20 protein-coding genes are annotated in these 20256 nt (G+C 60.6%); 5 read left to right on the forward strand and 15 right to left on the reverse strand.

The features are described from left to right. Positions 1-108 precede the first annotated feature (108 nt). The 7 genes from can to BLR92_RS03515 all read right to left on the reverse strand — a co-directional run bounded on the left by can (position 109) and on the right by BLR92_RS03515 (position 6750). A complete protein-coding gene (gene can, locus BLR92_RS03485) occupies positions 109-762 on the reverse strand; it encodes a carbonate dehydratase (protein ID WP_089725502.1) in 654 nt (217 codons plus the stop codon). 56 nt (positions 763-818) lie between these two features. Next, complete coding sequence (locus BLR92_RS03490; protein WP_089725504.1) at positions 819-1754, reverse strand: hydroxymethylglutaryl-CoA lyase; 936 nt, start codon at positions 1752-1754, stop codon at positions 819-821. A gap of 50 nt (positions 1755-1804) precedes the next feature. Beyond that, a complete protein-coding gene (locus BLR92_RS03495) occupies positions 1805-2341 on the reverse strand; it encodes a TRAP transporter small permease (RefSeq protein ID WP_089725506.1) in 537 nt (178 codons plus the stop codon). A gap of 14 nt (positions 2342-2355) precedes the next feature. After that, entirely contained in the window at positions 2356-3402 is a 1047-nt protein-coding gene (locus BLR92_RS03500; protein ID WP_089725507.1) for a TRAP transporter substrate-binding protein, read from the reverse strand. Between the two features lie 65 nt (positions 3403-3467). Next, positions 3468-4757 (reverse strand): TRAP transporter large permease, encoded by a 1290-nt coding sequence (locus BLR92_RS03505; RefSeq protein WP_089725509.1) that lies wholly within the window; start codon positions 4755-4757, stop codon positions 3468-3470. 14 nt (positions 4758-4771) lie between these two features. Beyond that, positions 4772-5986 (reverse strand): CaiB/BaiF CoA transferase family protein, encoded by a 1215-nt coding sequence (locus BLR92_RS03510; RefSeq protein WP_089725511.1) that lies wholly within the window; start codon positions 5984-5986, stop codon positions 4772-4774. A 50-nt stretch (positions 5987-6036) separates the two neighbouring features. Continuing rightward, positions 6037-6750: a GntR family transcriptional regulator gene (locus BLR92_RS03515; protein ID WP_245703969.1), complete on the reverse strand. Its 714-nt coding sequence runs from the start codon at positions 6748-6750 to the stop codon at positions 6037-6039. Positions 6751-7046: 296 nt separating this feature from the next. Between BLR92_RS03515 and gorA the strand changes: the two genes are divergently transcribed. Beyond that, complete coding sequence (gene gorA / locus BLR92_RS03520) at positions 7047-8408, forward strand: glutathione-disulfide reductase (RefSeq protein WP_089725515.1); 1362 nt, start codon at positions 7047-7049, stop codon at positions 8406-8408. 76 nt (positions 8409-8484) lie between these two features. Here gorA and pdxH read toward each other — a convergent pair whose 3' ends face one another. The 5 genes from pdxH to BLR92_RS03550 form a co-directional block, all read right to left on the reverse strand. After that, positions 8485-9126 carry a pyridoxamine 5'-phosphate oxidase gene (pdxH, locus tag BLR92_RS03525; RefSeq protein WP_089725517.1) on the reverse strand — a complete coding sequence of 214 codons (642 nt, stop codon included), beginning with the start codon at positions 9124-9126 and terminating at the stop codon, positions 8485-8487. A gap of 489 nt (positions 9127-9615) precedes the next feature. Next, positions 9616-10869, reverse strand: coding sequence for a hypothetical protein (locus BLR92_RS03535; RefSeq protein ID WP_245703971.1), 1254 nt, complete (start codon positions 10867-10869; stop codon positions 9616-9618). Then, positions 10866-11258: a DUF2069 domain-containing protein gene (locus tag BLR92_RS03540; RefSeq protein ID WP_089725520.1), complete on the reverse strand. Its 393-nt coding sequence runs from the start codon at positions 11256-11258 to the stop codon at positions 10866-10868. The genes BLR92_RS03535 and BLR92_RS03540 overlap by 4 nt, the downstream gene beginning before the upstream one ends. Then, positions 11258-11878 (reverse strand): NAD(P)H:quinone oxidoreductase, encoded by a 621-nt coding sequence (wrbA, locus tag BLR92_RS03545; RefSeq protein ID WP_089725522.1) that lies wholly within the window; start codon positions 11876-11878, stop codon positions 11258-11260. Before wrbA ends, BLR92_RS03540 begins: the two co-directional genes overlap by 1 nt. 35 nt (positions 11879-11913) lie before the next feature. Beyond that, positions 11914-12267: an arsenate reductase family protein gene (locus BLR92_RS03550; RefSeq protein WP_089725524.1), complete on the reverse strand. Its 354-nt coding sequence runs from the start codon at positions 12265-12267 to the stop codon at positions 11914-11916. A 242-nt stretch (positions 12268-12509) separates the two neighbouring features. On the opposite strand from BLR92_RS03550, the gene ada reads away from it, so the two are divergent. The 4 genes from ada to smrA all read left to right on the forward strand — a co-directional run bounded on the left by ada (position 12510) and on the right by smrA (position 15658). Further along, entirely contained in the window at positions 12510-13589 is a 1080-nt protein-coding gene (ada, locus tag BLR92_RS03555) for a bifunctional DNA-binding transcriptional regulator/O6-methylguanine-DNA methyltransferase Ada (RefSeq protein ID WP_089725526.1), read from the forward strand. Continuing rightward, complete coding sequence (locus BLR92_RS03560; RefSeq protein ID WP_175488705.1) at positions 13586-14335, forward strand: 2OG-Fe(II) oxygenase; 750 nt, start codon at positions 13586-13588, stop codon at positions 14333-14335. The genes ada and BLR92_RS03560 overlap by 4 nt, the downstream gene beginning before the upstream one ends. A gap of 9 nt (positions 14336-14344) precedes the next feature. Then, on the forward strand, positions 14345-14998 hold the full coding sequence (alkB, locus tag BLR92_RS03565) for a DNA oxidative demethylase AlkB (protein WP_089725528.1): 654 nt from the start codon (positions 14345-14347) through the stop codon (positions 14996-14998). A 63-nt stretch (positions 14999-15061) separates the two neighbouring features. Continuing rightward, positions 15062-15658, forward strand: coding sequence for a DNA endonuclease SmrA (smrA, locus tag BLR92_RS03570; protein WP_089725530.1), 597 nt, complete (start codon positions 15062-15064; stop codon positions 15656-15658). Between the two features lie 71 nt (positions 15659-15729). Here smrA and BLR92_RS03575 read toward each other — a convergent pair whose 3' ends face one another. From BLR92_RS03575 to BLR92_RS03585, 3 genes are all read right to left on the reverse strand, one after another. Continuing rightward, complete coding sequence (locus tag BLR92_RS03575; RefSeq protein WP_089725532.1) at positions 15730-16290, reverse strand: DUF934 domain-containing protein; 561 nt, start codon at positions 16288-16290, stop codon at positions 15730-15732. Next, positions 16283-17935, reverse strand: a complete 1653-nt coding sequence (locus BLR92_RS03580; protein WP_089725534.1) for a nitrite/sulfite reductase — start codon at positions 17933-17935, stop codon at positions 16283-16285. Before BLR92_RS03580 ends, BLR92_RS03575 begins: the two co-directional genes overlap by 8 nt. Before the next feature lie 112 nt (positions 17936-18047). After that, on the reverse strand, positions 18048-20036 hold the full coding sequence (locus BLR92_RS03585; protein ID WP_089725536.1) for a putative bifunctional diguanylate cyclase/phosphodiesterase: 1989 nt from the start codon (positions 20034-20036) through the stop codon (positions 18048-18050). Positions 20037-20256 lie beyond the last annotated feature (220 nt).

The following is a 20256-nucleotide window of genomic DNA, read 5'->3' on the forward strand; positions in this document are numbered from 1 at the left end:
GGGTCCGAAAATCACCATAGAGAGGCTGAGGTATCGGGACAATCGAAAAACCGACTGACGTCATTCGCGCTGCGTATCAGCCGCCATGTATCCTGCCAATAATCGTGATCAATCGCTAGGCGACAGCGGGGTCAAGCGATCCACGCGATACAGCTGTGGTACCTGGTCGAGGCCCTCGGTGGTGCAATCCAGGTTGGTGACGCGGCCGTCGCTCAGGCCATAGACCCAGCCGTGCACCGCCAGCGGCTGGCCGCGTAGCCAGGCGCGTTGAATGATCTTGGTGCGACACAGATTGGCGACCTGGGCCTTGACGTTCAGCTCGCAGGTTCGATCGATTTGTTCCTCGAGTGGCAAGTCGGCCAAGGCCTGGCGGTGCTGGCTGTAAAGCTCGCGTACCGAGTGCAGCCAATAATCGACGATACCGCATTCGCCGCCGGTGATCGCTGCTCTGACGCCGCCGCAGCCATAATGCCCGACAATCATGATGTGCTTGATCTTGAGCACGTCGACCGCGTATTGCACCACCGACAGCGCATTCATGTCGTTGTGATGCACGATGTTGGCGATGTTGCGGTGAACGAAGACCTCGCCGGGAGGCAAATCGATGATCTGGTTGGCGGGCACACGGCTATCCGAGCAGCCTATCCATAGATAATCGGGGCTTTGCTGTTGGGAGAGGCGCGAGAAGAATTCCGGATCGCGTTCGCGAATAGCGTCGGACCATAGACGGTTCTGTTCTAGCAGGGTATCGATATCGTTCATTAGGTTGCCGTTAGACCTTTGTCGTGCATGAATTTTTACTCTTGAGGCCGCTCGGGTCAAGCCAGCCGTTCCCGTGGCACCTGGCGCAGGTGGCTCGCAACCTGCCCACCAGGCAGGGTAGCGATCGCATCGGCGGCGTCGAGCAGTTTCGTGAGATCGATGCCGGTATTGACTTGCCCGCCATTCAGCGCATAAACCAGATCCTCGGTGGCGGTGTTGCCAGTGGCGCCGGGAGCGAACGGGCAACCGCCCAGGCCGGCGGTGGCCGCATCCAATGCCGTGGCGCCATGGTGGATCGCGAACAGGGCGTTGGCCACACCCATGCCGTAAGTATCGTGGCCATGGAAGGCCCACCCGAGCCGGGAATGATCATGGCGTTCGCGCAGCCGGGTGAAATGCTCGGCCACCTGGTAGGGTGTGGCGCGGCCAGTGGTATCGCAGAGCGCGATTTCGAGCTCGAGGCCTTGGCAAATATCCCGCGCCTGTTCCAGCACCGCATCGACCTGTTGCCAGCTTATATGCCCCTCGTAAGGGCAATCGAAACTCGTGCCCAGGTCGAGCCGCAGACGGGTGCCACCTCGTTCACGCAGTCGCTCGGCGATGGTCTTCAGGTTCGAGAGCGACTCGGCGACGCTCTGGCGCACGTTGCTCTGGTTATGCGATTGCGATACCGAGACCACGAACACCAGCTCGCGGATGCCGCTAGCTAACGCCAGTTCCGCGCCCTTGAGGTTGGGTACCAGCGCCGAAAAGCGCATATCCGGGCAGCGGCCGATGAAGTGCCGGACGATCTCGCCGATGTCGGCCATCTGCGGTATTGCCCTGGGGCTGACGAAGGAGCCGATTTCCAGGCGTGTGACGCCCGCATCGATCAGGGCCTGAATACAGCGAATCTTGTCGGCGGTGGGCAGAGGAGCGCGAATCGACTGAAAGCCATCGCGAGGCGCAACCTCGACGATATCCACGTGAGTCGGTGGGTTAAGCGGGATCATGGTTTGGTTACCTTGTTCATCTAACCGAGCTTATCCAGCCGAGTTCAAGCTCATGGCTCAGGGTTTTCGTCATTGGCGTTGTCCCTCTGTATGGTGGGGCGGGCTAGCTGATGACAAGTGCTCAGGGTATCGATCAAAAATTGCAGGGCGAGCGCGCCGAAACCCACCGGGATCAACGCATAGGGGTAGACCATCGGCGTGCCGAAGGCACTCGACACCCGCTCGCCATATTCCCAGGCCTTGAAGGCCATCAGCCCGCCACGCCATACCAGGATGCCGCAAAACAGCACCCCGAGCAGGCCGGCAGCGATCCCGAGCAACGCCTGGAAGCGTATCGGCAGCTTGTTCCTGAAGAAGGTGATGCGAATATGTGCGTCGTGGCGCTGGGCCTCGGCGGCACTGACCACCGCCATGTAAACGAGCAGGAAAGAGTTGATCTCCAGGCTCCAACTTGTCGGTGCGGAAAAGGTGTAGCGCATGAGGGTGTCGTAGAAGATAGTCAGCATCATGAATGCCAACACGACTATCGAGGACCAGCGCAGGACGGCCATCAGGCCGTTCCAGCCGCGCATCGCGAAAAGAGTCACGGCAGCAACCCTCCTCAGGCCTTGCCAAGTGCCAGGGCGATGGCGCGTTCACCGACATCCTCGCCGACCGTTGATTTCCAGTGCTCCCATACCGCATGGCTGCTTTCATTGAAGGCGGCGACATCGGCTTCGCTGGGTTCGAGAATCTCGACGCCGGCTTCCTGCACACGCGGCCAGTACTTATTAGGGTAGATGTCATTGTTACAGTGGCTGGCGAAGTTGTCGTTGTACCACTGCGCCGCGCCCTGCATGACTTCCTTGACGCTGCCATCGAGTGAATCCCAGCGATCGCGCAGCATGAATGGCGCCACGGTGAACCCGGTCATCGGCAGTCGGTAGCAGATGCCAAGCTGCTCATGCAGGCTGCGGCCGATAATCGTCGAGATATTGGCGACGGCGGCGTCCACGGTTCCACGCTGCAACGCCATGTAGGTTTCGGAAGAAGAAATGCGCACGGCGGCGATGTCGTAGGGCTCGAGCGCCTTGGTCGCCTCGAAACTAACCACGCGGACCTTTTTACCGCGGATATCTTCCAGCGAACGGATCGGGGTGGCTTCGGTGCTCCAGATGTACTCGGGCTGGAGAATGCCGCCACCGGCGGTCAGCATGTAGATATTCTCCTTGGCCAATTCCCTGTTGATCAGCTCGAGTAGCGGACTATCTTGACCGATCCGCTCCGGGTTGCGATACAGCTCGCCGACGACACCGGGCAGTCCGGTAATGCCGAGAATCGGCAATGAGCGGGTAATGTAAGAGGTGGTATGAAACATGAAGTCGATACTACCGGCGCGTAGCGCGGGCAATTGCTCATCGGCCTTGAGCAACTGCCCGGAGTGGTAGTAGTCGACTGCGACGGCATCGCCGCCATTGTTCTTGAGATAGTCGATGAAGCCGTTCGAGCCGTAGCTCAGCGCCTCGTACGAGGGCGGGATATAGCTCACCCCGGTAAACGTTGTCGCGGCCATGGCGCGGCGCGAGAAGAGGCTGTGACCACCGAGCAGGGCAGCACCGGCGGCGGCATAGGTTCCATGTTTGAGTAGTTCACGACGACTGACTGGCATGATGAGTCTCCTTGCGTTGTTGTTGTGTTGCTAAGTCCACTTGCGACGCTATCGTCATCCAGGGCTTACATCAGACCCGGTAACCACAGGCTGAGGCTTGGAAACAGCACGAACAGCATCAGCACCAGAAACTGCACGGCCACGAAGGGCAGTGCACTGCGAATGATCTCCTCGATCGACAATTGCGGGCATACGCCATGCAGGGCGTAAAGGTTCAACCCTACCGGTGGCGTGACTACGGCGATCTCGAGATTCAGCACCAGCACGATGCCGAACCATAACGGGTCGTAGCCGAGCGCCTCGACCAACGGCAGCAACACCGGCGTGGTGACCACGATCAACGACACGGCATCGACGATCATCCCCAGCAGCACCAGCAGCACCATCACCGCAACCAGAATTGCCCAGGCCGGTAATGCGCTGGCGGTCAGCATTTCGGTGAGAAGCTGTGGCACGCGCATCAGGTTGAGGTAGTCGCCGAAAATCTTGGCGCAACCGATGATCAGCAGGATGACGCCGCTGATGCGCGCCGTGGAACCGAGGATTCCGAACAGCTTGCTCCACGAAAGCGAGCGAAACACCAGCGTGGCGATCAGCAGGGCGCCGATAGCGCCGATACTGGCTGCTTCGCTGGGCGTGGCCAGCCCGGTGTAGATCGACCCCAGCACGGCCAGCACCAATAGTGCGGCATGCCAGATATTCGCCAGACTGACGAAGCGCTCCCTCCAGGTGAAATGTTGTGTCGCTGCCGGCGCTTCCTCCGGATGCAGCCGAACGCGCAGGTAGATGTACAGCGACAAGGCCAGCGCCAGCACGATGCCTGGCACGATACCGCCGATGAACAGGTCGGCGACCGAGACGCTGGAAACCGCGCCGTAGATGATGAACGGCACGCTGGGCGGGATCAGCATCGCCAACGCGCCGGCACTGACTACCGAGCCGGCGGCCAATGAACGGCTGTAGCCGCGCTCGAGCATCTGTGGCACGGCGATCGAGCCCACCGCCGCGACGCCGGCCAGACTAACCCCGGAAACCGCGCCGAACATCGCCGAGGCGCCCACCGAGGAGATCGCCAGGCTGCCGCGCAACCAATTGAGCCAGCGCACCGCGGCTTGAAACAGGCTGGCGCCTACCGGGGTGGCGCTGAGCAAATTACCCATCAGGATGAACAGCGGCAGGGCGATCAGCTCGAAGCTATTGAGCTGGCCGAACAGCGACGAGGGCGCAAAGAAAAACGCCATCGCGCCTCTATCCATATACAGGCCAAGCAGGCCGGACAGCCCCAGCGCCAGAAAGATCGGGAAGCCGAAGCCGATCAGAGCGATCAGCGTGACAAGAACGAGAGCGGGTTCCATGACAAGGCCTCTCCCTAGATCACGGCCGAGTCACGCAGCTCGATGAGTTGCGTGTCATCGAAGCCGAGCCAATGCTTCAGGATGTCATCCGTATGCTCACCCAGAGCAGGCCCCACATGGCGTATTTGCCCCGGCGTTTGTGCCAATCGAGGGAAAACGTTTTGCATCGGCAACGGTTTGCCATGCCGGTCTGGCACGGCGACGATCGATTCACGAGCCTTGAAGTGCGGGTCATCGAGCATGTCCGAGGCGCGATAGACCAACCCGGCGGGAACCCCGGCCTCGGCCAGCCAATCGACGATGTCCTGGGCATCGTGTTGCCGTGTCCAGGCCGCCACCTGATCGTCGATGGCTAGTTGGTTTTCGCCGCGCGCGCGGTGGGTGGCGTAATCGGGATGATCGGCCAGGGTAGGTTGGCCCATGACCGTGCATAGTCGCCTGAAGACGCTGTCCTGGTTGGCGCCGATGATCACATCGCGGCCATCGCCGGCCGGGTAGGCATTGGAAGGGGCGATCTTGGGCAGAAAGCTGCCGCTGCGTTCACGCACCTTGCCGGTACGTTCATATTCCGGTATCAGGCTTTCCATCATCGCCAGCACCGACTCGAAGATGGCGCTGTCGACGATCTGTCCCTGACCGGTTCGCTCGCGCTGATGGAGTGCCACCAGCGCGCCCATGGCACCATGCAGGCCCGCCAGGGTATCGCCCAGCGAGATACCCACGCGAACCGGCGGACGATCCGGGTAGCCGCTGATGTAGCGCAGCCCACCCATCGCCTCGCATACCGAAGCGAAGCCGGCACGCGATGAATAAGGGCCGTCCTGGCCGAACCCGGTGACGCGAACCATGATCAGCCCGGGATTGTCTCGAGACAGCGTGTCATAGCCCAGCCCCCAGCGCTCCATGGTGCCGGGGCGAAAGTTCTCGATAAGAATATCGGCCTGCGCGGCCAATTCGCGCAATATGGCCTGGCCGCGCGGCTGGCGCAGATCCAGCGTTAGCGACTGCTTGTTGCGACCGATGACATTCCACCACACGGGCTCGCCGCTGGAATCCGCCTCACCCCATTGGCGCATGGCGTCGCCCTTGCCCGGGGGTTCGATCTTGATCACCTCGGCGCCGAAATCGGCAAGCACCTGACCGCAATAAGGCCCGGCGATCAACTGGCCGAGTTCGAGGACCTTGAGATCGTTCAGCGGTGTTTGGGGGAATGGCATGCTCTGGGACATTATTGTTGTGTTTCCTTCGGTTATGCGTGAAAGCGCGACTCGCGCCCAGGTCAGTTGGGTATTTCTCGCGATGCTTCGGGCATCGACTCCGGAAAGCTCGCATGCAAGTCGCGCGCGGCAAGCAGGTGCGAACGCATCACGCTTTCCGCCCATTCCGGGCTGTCGGCCTCGATCGCCTGCAGGATCTCCCGGTGGTGGTGCATGCTGCGGCGCAAGTGGGTAGCATCGTAGTTGGCGAAGTTGCGTCGTATCACCGAGGTACGTACCACGCCGTCGAGTAGCGCTGTCAGGCGCTGATTGCCGCTCGCGCTGATCAGCTCTCGGTGGAATTCATGATTGAGTGCGGCGAGTTCATTGCATGCTTCCGGATCTATCGAGCTTTCCGTCAAGGTTTCCATTTGCGTGGCCAATGTCTTGAGATAGGCCAGCCGCCCATTGTCCATGTGCCGACAAGCCAACCTGACGGCTATTGGTTCGAGCATCAGGCGAATCTCGAAAACCTCATGCGCATCTTTCTCGGTCCAGGCCGCGACCCTTGCCCCATGGTGGGGGATGGCCTCCAGCCAGCCCTCCGAGACCAGCTCACGCAATGCCTCGCGCACCGGTGTTCGGCTGACTGCAAGCTCGCACGCCACACTGGCCTCGCGTATGTACTGGTGAGGCTGATAGTCGCCATCGAGAATGCGTTGCTTGATGGCAGCGTGAACCTGGGCGGTGGCGGTTTGTGCCACCGGCGCGTTATTTGAGCGTTTGATTTTATCCACGAAAGCTGTGACCAACCCTTAATTGCATACAATTATAAATCTAGGACGGGATTTTAACCCGCGCAACTGGGTTTTATATTGAGTTGTATGCAATTTGTGTTATCGGCGGTCATTATGATGAGGCTGTGGTGCATTTCATGTGGCAAGCATCGGAGGAATAAGGGGAGACTCATGGCACCGCTTTGTCTGAACCAAGACCGTTTCTTGCGATAGCTTCAAGCTATTGGAGCCATTCCCGAGAAAACGCCGCGATCTGGTATTATTGGCGCAAATCAGAATCAGGAGAGAGTTTCCACGTGGCTGAGTACGACTACGATCTGTTTGTCATTGGCGCCGGTTCCGGAGGCGTGCGCGCTGCGCGTACCGCGGCGGCTACCGGTGCTCGCGTTGCCATCGCCGAGGATCGCTACCTGGGCGGCACCTGCGTCAATGTCGGCTGCGTTCCCAAGAAGCTGTATTCCTATGCGGCGCATTTTCACGAAGCCTTCGACGACAGTGCCGGCTTCGGCTGGGAAATCGGCGAGTCGCCGCGCTTCAACTGGGCGACCCTGCGCGACAACAAGATCGAAGAGATCAAGCGCCTGAACGGGATTTACGGAAGACTGCTGGATGGTGCCGGCGTGCGCCTGATCAATGGTCGCGCCAAGGTCGTCGACGAACACCGCGTCGAGGTGGCAGGCGAGACCTTCAGCGCTGAAAAAATCCTGGTTGCCGTAGGTGGTTGGCCCTGGGTGCCGGATTTCCCCGGCAACGAGCATGCGCTCGACTCCAACCAGATTTTCGACCTGGACACATTTCCCAAGCGTTTCCTGGTACTGGGCGGCGGTTATATCGCCGTCGAGTTCGCCAGTATCTTCAATGGATTGGGTAGCGATACCCACCTGGTTTACCGTGGCGAGTTGTTCTTGCGCGGCTTCGATCACGAGGTGCGTGAATTCACCCGCGACGAGATGGCCAAGAAAGGTGTCAACCTGCATTTCGAGACCAACATCGAATATGTCGAGAAGACCGACAACGGCCTGTGCGTGACATTGACCAACGGCGAGACGCTGGAGGTCGACGCGATACTCGCAGCCACCGGTCGTCGTCCACACCTGCAGGGCCTGGGACTCGACCGACTCGATATCGCGCTCAATCCCGATGGCACCCTCAAGGTCAACGAGCGCTACGAGACTTCGGTAGCGTCGATCCTGGCACTCGGCGACGTTACCGGCGGCCCCGAGCTGACTCCGGTCGCCCTGGCCGAAGCCATGCACATGGTTCAGCACCACTTCAGCGAAACACCGCCGCGCGCGCTGGATTATCGCAATATTGCCACGGCGGTGTTCTGCCATCCCAATATCGGCACCGTCGGTCTTTCCGAGGAGCAGGCGCGCGCCGAATTCGACGCGATATGCATTTATACCGCGGATTTCCGGCCCATGAAGCACACGCTGTCAGGCAGCGATGAACGCTGCCTGATGAAGCTGGTCGTCGACGATGCCAGCGATCGCGTGCTCGGCGCGCATATCGTCGGCGAAGAGGCTGGTGAAGTGATCCAGGGTATCGCTATCGCGGTGCGCGCGGGACTGACCAAGGCCGATTTCGACGCCACGGTGGGGATTCATCCTACCGGCGCCGAGGAATTGGTCACCATGCGCACGCCGACGCGCTCATAGTTTCGCGACAGCATGGGGTTATATTGAGGGCGATCCCCGCCGTTGCCGGTGGGGATCGTTTACGGGATGGCGTGCTTCAGGGCGCCAGGCGCACCTTGAACCAGCCGTCATCGATTAAGCTATAGCGCAGCCGGTCGTGAAGGCGATCCGACTGACCCTGCCAGAATTCGATCATTTTGGGCACCACCCGGTAGCCGCCCCAGTGATGGGGGCGATCGACCGGCTGGCCTTCGTAGACCTGCTCGAAACGATGCTTGCGCTCCTCGAGCCATTCGCGATCGGGGATTTCGACGCTTTGCTGAGCAACCCAAGCGCTTAACTGGCTGTTACGGGGCCGGCTATGAAAGTAGCGGTCGGATTCTTCGGCATCGATTTGCTCGACCTGGCCCTCGATACGCACCTGGCGGTGCAATGCCGGCCACCAGAACACCAGGGCGGCATGCGGCACATTGGCCAGTTCGCTGCCCTTGTGGCTCTGATAGTTGGTATAGAACATAAAGCCGCGCTCATCGAAACCCTTGAGCAACACGACACGTGCATGGGGAAGTCCCAGGCTGTCTACGGTGGCCAGTGTCATGGCATTGGCGTCGTCGACTTCGCGCTCGATGGCCAGCGTCAGCCATTCATTGAACAGCGGAAGTGGTGTTTGCGGTGTACTGGCCGCATCCAGGCTGTCACCGGCGTAGTCTCGCCGAATAGCGGCAATTTCATGATTCATGGCGTTCTCCCTGACGTTTGTCTCATCTTCGCCGTTGCCAGCGCTCGGCTCAAGCGCTGCAGCATTATGGGTTTATGGTGCCACGTGCCAGCCCAACTGCACCATAAGCATGTAAAAAGCGGTTCCTCCGACATCGATACTAAGGCGTTGCGTCGCCACAGATCAGTACCACCACGCAGCTGGAGGCAAGCGGCATCGGCAGGCCGTCGCCTGCCATGTTGATCTGGGGCCGCCCCGCCAAGAGCCCGAAATCGCGCAGTGCGCAAATGACCGGAGTCATCATGACTGCCGGCGGGCAGGTAGCGGCCCAAGTGCAGAATCAGCGGATGATTGGCATGGCCTGAAAGAGCGACGAACGGCAGCACTCGCGTGGCAAAAGTGGCCAGGGCGGCAACGCCGATGAATACCAAAAGTATAGTTTCATTCACGATGGTGTCTCTCGATGCGCGGCCAGAAAGTGAAAATGAGCCAGCATCGGCGTTCATTGGCTTAACCCCACCTGGCATGGGCGGCGAAGACCAGACCACAGGCCAGCCAGCCCAGAATGGCGTAGGGCACGTTCCAGCGCAGCATGTCGCGTGCCTTGACGTTATAACGTACGCATATCGCGAGGTTGCTGCCCGACAAGGGGCTGCTACCGGTACCGAGCGCCCAGCCCATCAGAAATACCATGCCCAGCAGCGTCGGGTCGGGCGACAGCGAGGTTAACAACGGCGCCAGCGTGGTTATGCCCACCAGGGGATGTACCCCGGCGAAGGCCAAGGCGACGATGATGCCAAGCGCCAGCCAGGCATGCACATGACCGAAATGCTCGAAAGGCAGTACCGGGCTTTGTGACCAGCTAGCCAGCAGCGCGGCCAAGCCACTGGAGAGCACGCCCGCGGCGAGGAACAGTGCGAACTGTGGCGCCAGACGCGGCAGGCCATCGTTGAGTTGACGACCCAGGCGTTCACGCCGCTCGCTGGCTGGCGTGAGTAGCAGGGCGAAAAACGGCGAGACGATGCTGATGATCAGCAGAATGGAGAGCGAGGGCTGCCATTGATGCAGTCCGATCACCGACACGGCGAGTATGATGGGTAGCACCAACGTCCGCGCTTCGATCGGATAGCCGCTGAAATCGCCGCTGACACGCAACACGTCGAGCGTCACCAGAATCAGCAGGAGCGCGGCGCAGGCCAGCCCCCACGGCAGTAACGACATGAACTCGAGACCGGGCGCATAGGTCAGCGCCACCCCCATGGCCACGAAGAACGGCGACCAGGCCGCCGCCGCGGGAAAGGCGCGGCCGAGCACCATGGCCTGCCTGCGCGTGAGCTTGCCATCGCGCTGCATGCGATCGCCGAACAGAAACAGCACCGAAAGGTTGATCGCGGCGCCGAACAGATGCACGCCGAGGATCGTGCCCAGTAGGCTGCCTTTCCGTGGCCCTGTTGCGGGGTTCTCGATCGGCGTGGCCATCGATAGAAAACTCACCCCGGCAAACATCATCAGCAGCGGCTGATTGATAACCAACGCTGTGAGTAGTGAATTGGGCGTACCTCGCCCTAGCGCGATAACCCAGAACACCACGCCGGCGCCACCCAGGCACAAAGCCTGTTGTTTCGAGGCTCTGGGCAGCCGATTTCCCAAGCGGAGAGTGGCCAGCCAACTTAGCAATGCGGCCGGCCACAAGGGCAGGTCGAATAGACTGCCCGCGATACTGATCGCGAACATCAGCAGAATCAGCGTGCTGGAGGGTCTCACTGTTTGAGCTGGCGGCCTTGCCAGCGCGCGAAGAGCATGCTGGCGGTGAACAGCAACAAGGCGGATGCCACTTCCAGTAGCCCCAGCCAGGCCATGTTCGGTAAGGTGGCGATCATCACCCCCTGCATGAAGTAGAGCAGGCTGACGAACGCCAGCCAGGCATGGCCGCGTGGGCGCCGGGTCACGATTGCCGGCAGGAAGAGAATCAGCGGCAATACCCTGATCAGGATCGCTAACACCCCGGCGTCGTTACGTGACAGTAGCTGCAAGCCGCCGAATGTCAGCAGTACGATGAGAGACACATAACCGATCAACACGCCTAGCCGTGCCCGCTGGGTAAGCAGTGCCAGGCCGTGGCGTCGTTCGAAGGCTTCCAGGGCTGCTCGCATCAGCTATCCTCGCGCAGGCTGCGTAATGCCAATGCGAGCCGGGCGATACGTTTGCCCTGTGCCCGCGCCAGTTCGCGCTCGGTGTCGTCGACACTGCGATCGCTACGTTCGCCTGCCACATGGCTGGTGCCGTAGGGCGTACCGCCGCTGGTCGTGGCAAGCAGTCCACTTTCGCTATAGGGCACGCCGGCGTAAACCATGCCCTGGTGCAGTAGTGGCACCAGCATGGTCAACAACGTTGCTTCCTGCCCGCCATGCAGGCTGGCGGTGGAGGTGAAGGCGGTTGCCGGCTTGTCGACCAACGCGCCGTTCAGCCATAGCTCGCTGGTGCCGTCGAGAAAGTATTTGAGCGGCGCCGCCATGTTGCCGAAACGCGTGGGGCTGCCCAGCGCCAGGCCGGCACAGTGGCGCAGCTCATCGACGGTTGCGTATACCGCACCCTCGGCGGGAATCGTCGGCTCGACGGCCTCGCAGGTGGTCGAAACAGGCGGCACGCAGCGCAGGCGCACGGCGATACCGGGGATATCCTCGACGCCGGCAGCGACTTGCTCGGCCAGCGTGCGCGTGGCTCCGAAGCGGGAGTAGTACACGACCAGAACGTAGGGCAGGGAAGCGCTCATGACGGCTCCTGAGAGTAAATGAGGCGAACGGAAGTTCAGGCTTCGTCGAGAAGCGTCAATATCGCCTCGGGTGGGCGGCCGATAATGGCACGATCGCCATTATCGAGCAGGGGCCGCTGCAGCAAGCGAGGGTATTGAGCGATGGCTTGCAAGCGCTGCTCGTCGCCAGGTGCACTCAGGGCCAGTGCTTTCCATTCGTCCTCGTTGGTGCGCACGAGGCTCTCGACCGGCCTCACCAGGCGTGCCGCCAGGGACTGCAGCTCGATCAGCGAAAGCGGCTCGTCAAGGTAGCGGCGAAGCGTGAACTCTGTGCCACGCGCTTCGAGCAGCGCCAGAGCCTCTCGGGATTTCGAGCAGCGTGGGTTGTGATAAAAGGTCAGGGTGGCCACGGGGAATCCTCTACACAGTATCGAAAAATCAATCGATTAGCCGCCATTGTAGAGCCCGCAGAGTGAAGGTCACAACTCTATGACGCTGATGGGTTATGGAGCAGTTGAAGTTATACCGTTATCTATCTCCCACACATATGGCCCAAACCAGAGTCGAATATAAAAGCAAGCTTCGGAGTGCGACGAACGGTGCCCGTTGATAGATTTCTCAGTATCAAGTGAATCGTTGAAAGGAGCCGACCATGAGCACATCAACGTCCAGGACACAGCTAGCCGAGGTGACGCTGAACGACCCACGCTGGGCAGCCGTTGTCGCACGCGACCCCGAAGCCGACGGTAGCTTTTTCTACTCGGTCAAAACCACCGGTGTGTACTGCCGTCCTTCCTGTGTGGCGCGTCGCGCACGACCAGAAAACGTTCGCTTTCATAAGACCTGCGCGGACGCCGAGCAGGCTGGCTTTCGGCCTTGCAAGCGTTGCCAACCGAACCGGCCGGCGGTCAATCAGCGCTATACCACCAACGTCACCGATGCGTGTCGCATCATTGAGGAATCCGAGGCCGTGCCAAGGCTCGATGAATTGGCCAAGCGCGTTGGCATGAGTACCTATCATTTCCATCGTGTGTTCAAGCGGATTACCGGTCTGACACCACGCGAATACGCGGCGGCGCATCGCGAGCGACGCTTTCGCGACGAACTGGGCCGTGGCACATCGATAACGGAGGCCATTTTCGATGCCGGATACGGCTCCAACGGCCGCTTCTATACCCAATCGAACGAGGTTCTGGGCATGACTCCGAGTAACTATCGCGCTGGCGGCGCAAGTACGCAGATACGTTTTGCGGTCGGTGAATGCGCGTTGGGATCCATTCTCGTCGCGCAGAGCGAGCGTGGCGTTTGTGCCATTCTCATGGGCGACGAACCCGACGAGCTGACCCACGATCTGCAGGACCGTTTCCCCCGCGCCGAGCTGATCGGCGGCGACGCCGAATTCGAGCGGCTCGTCGCCAGGGTGGTTGGCTTCGTCGAGGCACCCGGCATTGGCCTGGATTTACCGCTGGATGTGCGTGGAACCGCATTTCAGCAGCGTGTGTGGCAAGCGCTGCGCGAGATTCCGGTCGGCGAAACGGCCAGTTATGCCGCTATCGCCGAGCGTATCGGTTCCCCGCGTGCCGTGCGAGCGGTGGCCCAGGCGTGCGCGGCGAACGCGCTGGCGGTTGCCATTCCCTGCCATCGCGTGGTGCGCAGCGATGGTGGGGTATCTGGCTATCGCTGGGGCGTGGAGCGCAAGCATGCATTGCTGACACGGGAACGCCACGCATGACATATCCGCTTGAAGACATGCCACAGGCCGGCTTGGATGCGGCGCTTGCCGATCGCGTGGGCTCGCTCGATTGGCAACGCCTGTCCAATGATCTCGATAACTACGGATGCGCGGTGATCGAGAAACTTCTTACCGCTCAGGAATGCGATGCACTGGCCGGGCTATATGCGAAAGAAGAGCTGTTTCGCAGCCGGGTGGTGATGGCGCGCCACGGCTTTGGGCGCGGCGAATATCGCTATTTCGATTACCCATTGCCCGAACTCGTCGCTGGGCTGAGGCAGTCGCTCTATCCGTATCTGGTGCCGATCGCCAATCGCTGGAACCAGACCATGAACATCGACGTTCGCTATCCGCCCCGGCATGCCGATTTCATCGCGCGTTGCCACGACGCCGGGCAATGCCGGCCGACGCCGTTGTTGCTGCAATACGCGACTGGCGACTACAACTGTCTGCATCAGGATCTTTATGGCGAGCATGTCTTTCCGCTCCAGGTCGCTATTCTATTGTCCGAACCGGGGCGGGATTTCACGGGTGGCGAGTTCGTGTTGACCGAGCAGCGGCCGCGCATGCAATCGCGACCGGAAGTGGTGCCACTAAAGCGTGGCGATGCCGTGGTATTCGCCGTTCGCCATCGCCCGGTTCAAGGCAAGCGGGGCGCGTATCGAGTCAATCTTCGCCATGGCGTGAGCCGCCTCAGGTCGGGCCATCGGCAATCGCTTGGTATCATCTTTCACGATGCAATGTGAGCGCGAAACATGACTTCGGACCTGTTTGCGGACGAGGAGCAGAACCGGACCTGGCGTGACGAGTTATGCCCCGATGCCGTGGTATTGCGTCACTTCGCGGTGGCGGAACAAACGGCCATCCTCGCGGCGATTCGCGATATCAGCGACGCCGCGCCGTTTCGCCACATGCTCACGCCTGGTGGCTATAGCATGTCGGTGGCGATGACCAATTGTGGCGCCCATGGCTGGGTGACGGATCGCTTGGGCTATCGCTACGCTACGCTGGACCCGCAAAGCGGCAAACCCTGGCCACCTATGCCCGCGGTATTTCGAGCCTTGGCGCGAGACGCGGCCGCGAGTGCCGGTTTCGAGGATTTCGAGCCCGACGCCTGTCTGATCAACCGCTACGCGCCCGGCGCCAGGCTGTCGCTGCATCAGGACAAGAACGAACGGGATTTCGCCGCGCCTATCGTTTCCGTTTCGCTGGGTATTCCTGCGGTCTTTCTGTTTGGTGGTTTACAGCGTCGCGACAAACCCTTGCGCGTGCCACTCACGCATGGCGATGTGGTGGTCTGGGGTGGGGCGGCGAGGCTTCGCTACCATGGCGTGCTGCCGCTCAAGGAGGGTGTGCATCCGCTGCTCGGCGGGCAACGCATTAACTTGACGTTTCGCAAGGCTGGCTAGCTCAACGGGTCAAAATCATCTGATAGGATGAACCGACAGATATTCGTCGGGGAGGGCAACGCCATGAACCACTGCCTGGATCAGGATGTCGATTTCCGCAATCTGATGGGCGACGAGGTGCGTCCGCTCGCCAAAGGGCGTGACAAGGCCGAGCTTGGCGGTACGCCCCTACCACCCAGCGAAGCGCAACTGGCCAGGCGCGCCAGCGCCGAAGCACTACCGGAGGCGAGCAACTTCCTCAGCGATGAATTCGTCGATTTGCTACCTCCCTTCGACCCGCTCGAGCACCGCCGCGACGGTATCCAGAGTGGCGTGCTGGAAAGGCTGCGGCATGGCGGCTACGCGCCCGAGGCGCGCCTGCACCTACTCAAGCAGCCGGTCAGGGCCTGCCGTCGCGAACTGTTCACTTTCATCCAGGATGGCTTGTCGCACGACCTTCGCTGCCTGCTGGTGGTACACGGGCGCGGCAAGGCGCTGGATAGCCACGCCAACGTGGTGCGCTCTTACGTGGCCAAGTGGCTGATGCAGTTCGAGGAAGTACAGGCTTATGCATCGGCTCAGCCGGCGCACGGCGGGATCGGCGCGACCTATGTGATGCTACGCAAGAGCGAGCGCGCGCGAGCCCGCAATCGTGAGCGCCAGCAGAAGCGTCGCGGTTAGATTAATTCCCGCTCACAAAAGCGCCGCCATCGAGGCGGCGCAGTGGGTTTGGGCGGGTCGTTACCTGGCAATCAACAGCTTGGCACGCTGTCGACTTCACGTCGTTTGGCAGCGCTTTCGCGCAGCCGACGCGTGAACAGCGGCTCGGGAATATCGACGACCGACTGGTAGCTGAGGCTGAAGGTGTCGAGGGCCTTGATGGCGTTTTCGATGAGCTGGTCGTCGCGCAAATCGAAAGCGTCGAATCCGCAACGTGCCATATAGAAAAGCTGGTCGATCAGCACGTCGCCGACCGCGCGAATCTCTCCGTCCAGCGCATAGCGCTCGCGCAGCAGCCTGGCCAGGGTATAGCCACGCCCGTCGGTAAATACCGGGAAGCGTATCGCCACCAGGGGGGCCGCGCGTAATTCGCGGGCCAGTTCCTGACTCAACTCCACGTCGCTGTCGAGTAGCGGCGCCAACCGATCGCTGCGCGGGCTCGCTTGCCAGAGCGCCAGTGGCACGATGGCGGGGCGTTGATTGGGCAGGGCGTCGCCATCCAGGGAAAGATGCCAGGGGTTGGCTTCTACCCGGCCGCTTTTCCTCAGAATCTGCGCGCCTGACTGGCTGGCATTGGGCACGTCGTTATGCATAAACATGCTCCTTGAACGGCTTGATGCCGATACGGCGATAGGTGTCGATGAACGGCTCTTCCGCGTGGCGTTGGTCGACATAGACTTGGAGCACCTTGTCGATGACCCCGGGAACGTCCTCGCTGTAGAACGAAGGGCCGAGAATCTTGCCCAGCGAGGTTTCGTCGCCCTGGCTGCCGCCCAATGACACCTGGTAATACTCCTCGCCTTTCTTGTCGACACCGAGGATGCCGATATGCCCGACGTGATGATGACCGCAGGCGTTCATGCAGCCGGAAATATTCAGGTCGAGCGGCCCAAGGTCGTAGAGAAAGTCCAGGTCTTCGAAGCGCGCCTGGATCGCCTGGGCGATAGGAATCGATTTGGCATTGGCCAGGGCACAGTAATCGCCGCCCGGGCAGCAGATCAGGTCGGCCAGGGTGCCGACCGTGGGGTTGGCCATGCCGAGTTCGTCCAGGCGCCGCCAGAGTTCCTCGAGTCGATCGACCGGGACGTCGCTGAGCACCAGATTCTGTTCATGGGTCACGCGCAATTTGCCGAAGCTGTATTCATCGGCGAGATCGGCAACCTCGTGCATCTGCTCGGCGGTAATATCGCCGGGTGCGTAGTCGCGGCGCTTCAATGACAGGGTAATGGCCTTGTAGCCGGGAACCTTGTGGTCCGTGACATTATTGGTCACGAAACGGGCGAAGGCTCGATCGCTCAAGCGCAGGGCTTCGAATTGCTCGATGGCCACATCGGAAACCGGCCGCCTTTCGGGGTCCACGAAATGCCGACGCACGGCATCGACCACCTCGCTCGAGAGCGTTTGTGGGCCATCCTTCAAATGTGCCCATTCGTCTTCCACGCGACGACGGAATTCTTCGATGCCCAGCGCCTTGACCAGAATCTTGATACGCGCCTTGAACTTGTTGTCGCGGCGACCGAACTGGTTATAGACCCGCACGATGGCTTCGATATAGGTCAACAGGTGCTGCCAGGGCAGGTCCTCGCACACCACGTCGCCGATTACCGGTGTACGTCCCAGGCCGCCGCCCGCCAATACGCAAACGCGTAACTCGCCAGCGGCGTTGTGCCACAGGCGCAGGCCGATATCGTGAACCTGAATCGCCGCGCGATCTTGGCTGGCACCGGTCATGGCGATCTTGAATTTACGCGGCAGGTAAGCGAATTCCGGATGGAAGGTCGTCCACTGGCGTATCAGCTCACACCAGGGACGGGGGTCTTCGACTTCATCCTTGGCCACGCCGGCGAACTGATCCGTGGTGGTATTGCGAATATCGTTGCCGCTGGTCTGGATCGAGTGCATTTGCACGCTGGCAAGCTCGGCGAGGATATCCGGCACTTCTTCTAATTTGGGCCAATTGAGCTGGATGTTGGTTCGGGTCGTGAAGTGCCCGTAACCGCGATCGTATTGGCTGGCGATATCGGCCAGCTTGCGCAGTTGGTAGGAGCCCAGCATGCCGTAGGGCACCGCAATGCGCAGCATCGGCGCATAACGCTGAATGTACAAGCCGTTCTGAACGCGCAACGGCAAAAACTCGGCATCGCTGATCTGGCCCGCCAGGTAACGTTCCATTTGGCCACGAAATTGTGCGACGCGCTCATTCACAAGGGTCTGGTCGTAAGTGTCGTACCGATACATTCAGGAGTGTCCTGCTAGTCGGGCGAGTGGTAACAATGCCTGGGCCCGACCTTAACGCGTTTCGTTTATTCTATGAAAGAATAAATAAGTATATTTTTTGAATTTTGAGTTCTTAAAAGGTCGGGGGCGAACTCTGCTGGGTGGGTTGCACTGTCAGTAGGTGGGCGAAATTTTCGCCGTCCTGGGGGCGAGCATAATGAAAGCCCTGCAGGTGATCGGCTGACATGGCAATGAAACGCGAGGCTTGGTCCGATGTTTCGATGCCTTCCACGGTCACGCTCAAGCCCAGCGCATGGCCCATTTCGATGATGGCGCTGGCCAGCAGGGCATGGCGTTCATCCTTCGGACCGCCCTGTACGAAGCTGCGGTCGATCTTGATGATATCGAAGGGTAATTTCTGAAGATAGCTCAGCGATGAGTAGCCGGTACCGAAGTCGTCGATCGCCAGACGACAACCGAGCGCGCGCAGTGCGGCAAACTGCTCGAGAATTGCTGGTTCGGGGTTGAGCATCAGGTTCTCGGTCATCTCGAGAATGATGCGCTCGGCCGGCACGTCGTGCACTTTCAGAGAGCGGCGCAGCGCCTCGACGAATCCGCCGGCATGCAGTTGCCGCGCCGAGACATTGAAGGATAGTGTCAATTCATTATGCCCCTGGGCATCCATGCGCTTGAGCCACGCCAGGCCTTGATCCACCACCCATTGGCCGATCGGCACGATCAGCCCCGATTCCTCGGCGACCGGGATGAACGTGGCCGGCGAGATCATGCCGCGCTGTGGGTGCACCATGCGCAGCAAGGCTTCGGCGCCAACGACTTTACCCAGGTCGACCCCGAATATCGGCTGAAATGCCAACCGCAGGTGTCCTTCGCTCAGCGCGTGATGCAGATCGCGTTCGAGAATGATCATGTCGCTGGCCGGTAGTCGCGATGCGCTGTGCTGATAGAGCCGGTACTGACCGCGTCCGATCGATTTGACGTTCTGGACGGCCAACACCAGGGCCTTGACCAACGACTCGGTGGTATGGGCATGGCGCGGGTAAAGCGCACCACCCATCGTGAAGGAGACGAACAGCTCCTCCTGACCGATAAAGAAAGGCGCCTGTAAGGCTTCACGCAGTTGGGCGGCCTGGTTCGCCAGCGTGCTGGCGTCGGCATCGGCAAAGGTGATGACGAACTCGTCGCCACCCAGGCGAGTGAGAAGGCTAGCGTTCGACTGCAGCGCCGACTGCTTGAGGCGTTCGGCAATATCGACGAGCAGGGCATTGCCGGCCTGCTGACCATAACTCTCGTTGATCCAGCGGAAATGGTTGATATCCAGTTGCAGCAGGCCCAGACCGCGCTGCGGCTGTGTCGCGATCCATTCATCGAGCGCTTCGGACAGGCCGGTACGATTATAGAGTTGAGTCAGGCGGTCGTGGCGTGTCTGGTAGTCGATTTCGCGCTGAGCCTCGTCGAGCTGCACGCCCAGCGTATTGAAAGCGCGCAGGGCATCGCCGACTTCACCGGCGGCGCGGGTCGAAATGGGGCGGAACCCCTCGCCACTGCGTAAATGGCGCATGGCGGAGAGGATCGCGTTGAGCGGGGTAATCACGTGGCGGTAATGAAAGCGCAGCGAGAGCCAGGTGATCAGCAGTACCATCAACCCGACAGCCAGGAAGATGTTGAGCACGGCGGCCTTGATGCTTTCGCCGAGTTGCTCGCGGGAAAACGCCAGGCGAATTTCGCCGGTTTCGCGCGCGCGGTAGTCGTCGTTGAACACGATGGGTGCGCTTCGCCATAACGGTTGAAGCGACGATTTCGAGCCTTGGCTCGCGTAGACCACATTGCCGCTGCTATCGAGGATCTGCACGCTGGTAACGTCGTCATCGGCGTACAGAACGTCGACCAGCGCCTGGATGCTCGTCTCGTCCATATTCCACATGGGAGAGGCCAGCAGAGCCGCGCCGATGCGCAACAGCTCCGATTCCTTGTATTCGAGTTCGCGGGTGAAGTTGGCTTGCAACTGCCAGGCTTGAAAACCGCTCAGCGCTACCGCTATCAACAGCGACACCGGAAGAATGCGCAGCACGAACAGCCAGTCGAGCGACAGCCAGCGTCTCATGTTTTCGCCTCGGCCATCACTGGCGCACTAACGAATGAATAGCCAAGCGGAATGAAACGCGGCAATTCGTGCGCGCAGGCATTTGTGCAGTGGTTTCCTGACGATGAAGACACTACGTGCACTAGGGCTCCCTAACCGACGCTTGGCCGGGTCGATGTCCGATACATTCATAAACTGAGCAGTTGCCAACGCCGACGTTGTCGGGTCAGCGCGCGGCACG

The organism is Modicisalibacter muralis (assembly GCF_900102945.1).
In the GTDB taxonomy this organism is placed as follows: domain Bacteria; phylum Pseudomonadota; class Gammaproteobacteria; order Pseudomonadales; family Halomonadaceae; genus Modicisalibacter; species Modicisalibacter muralis.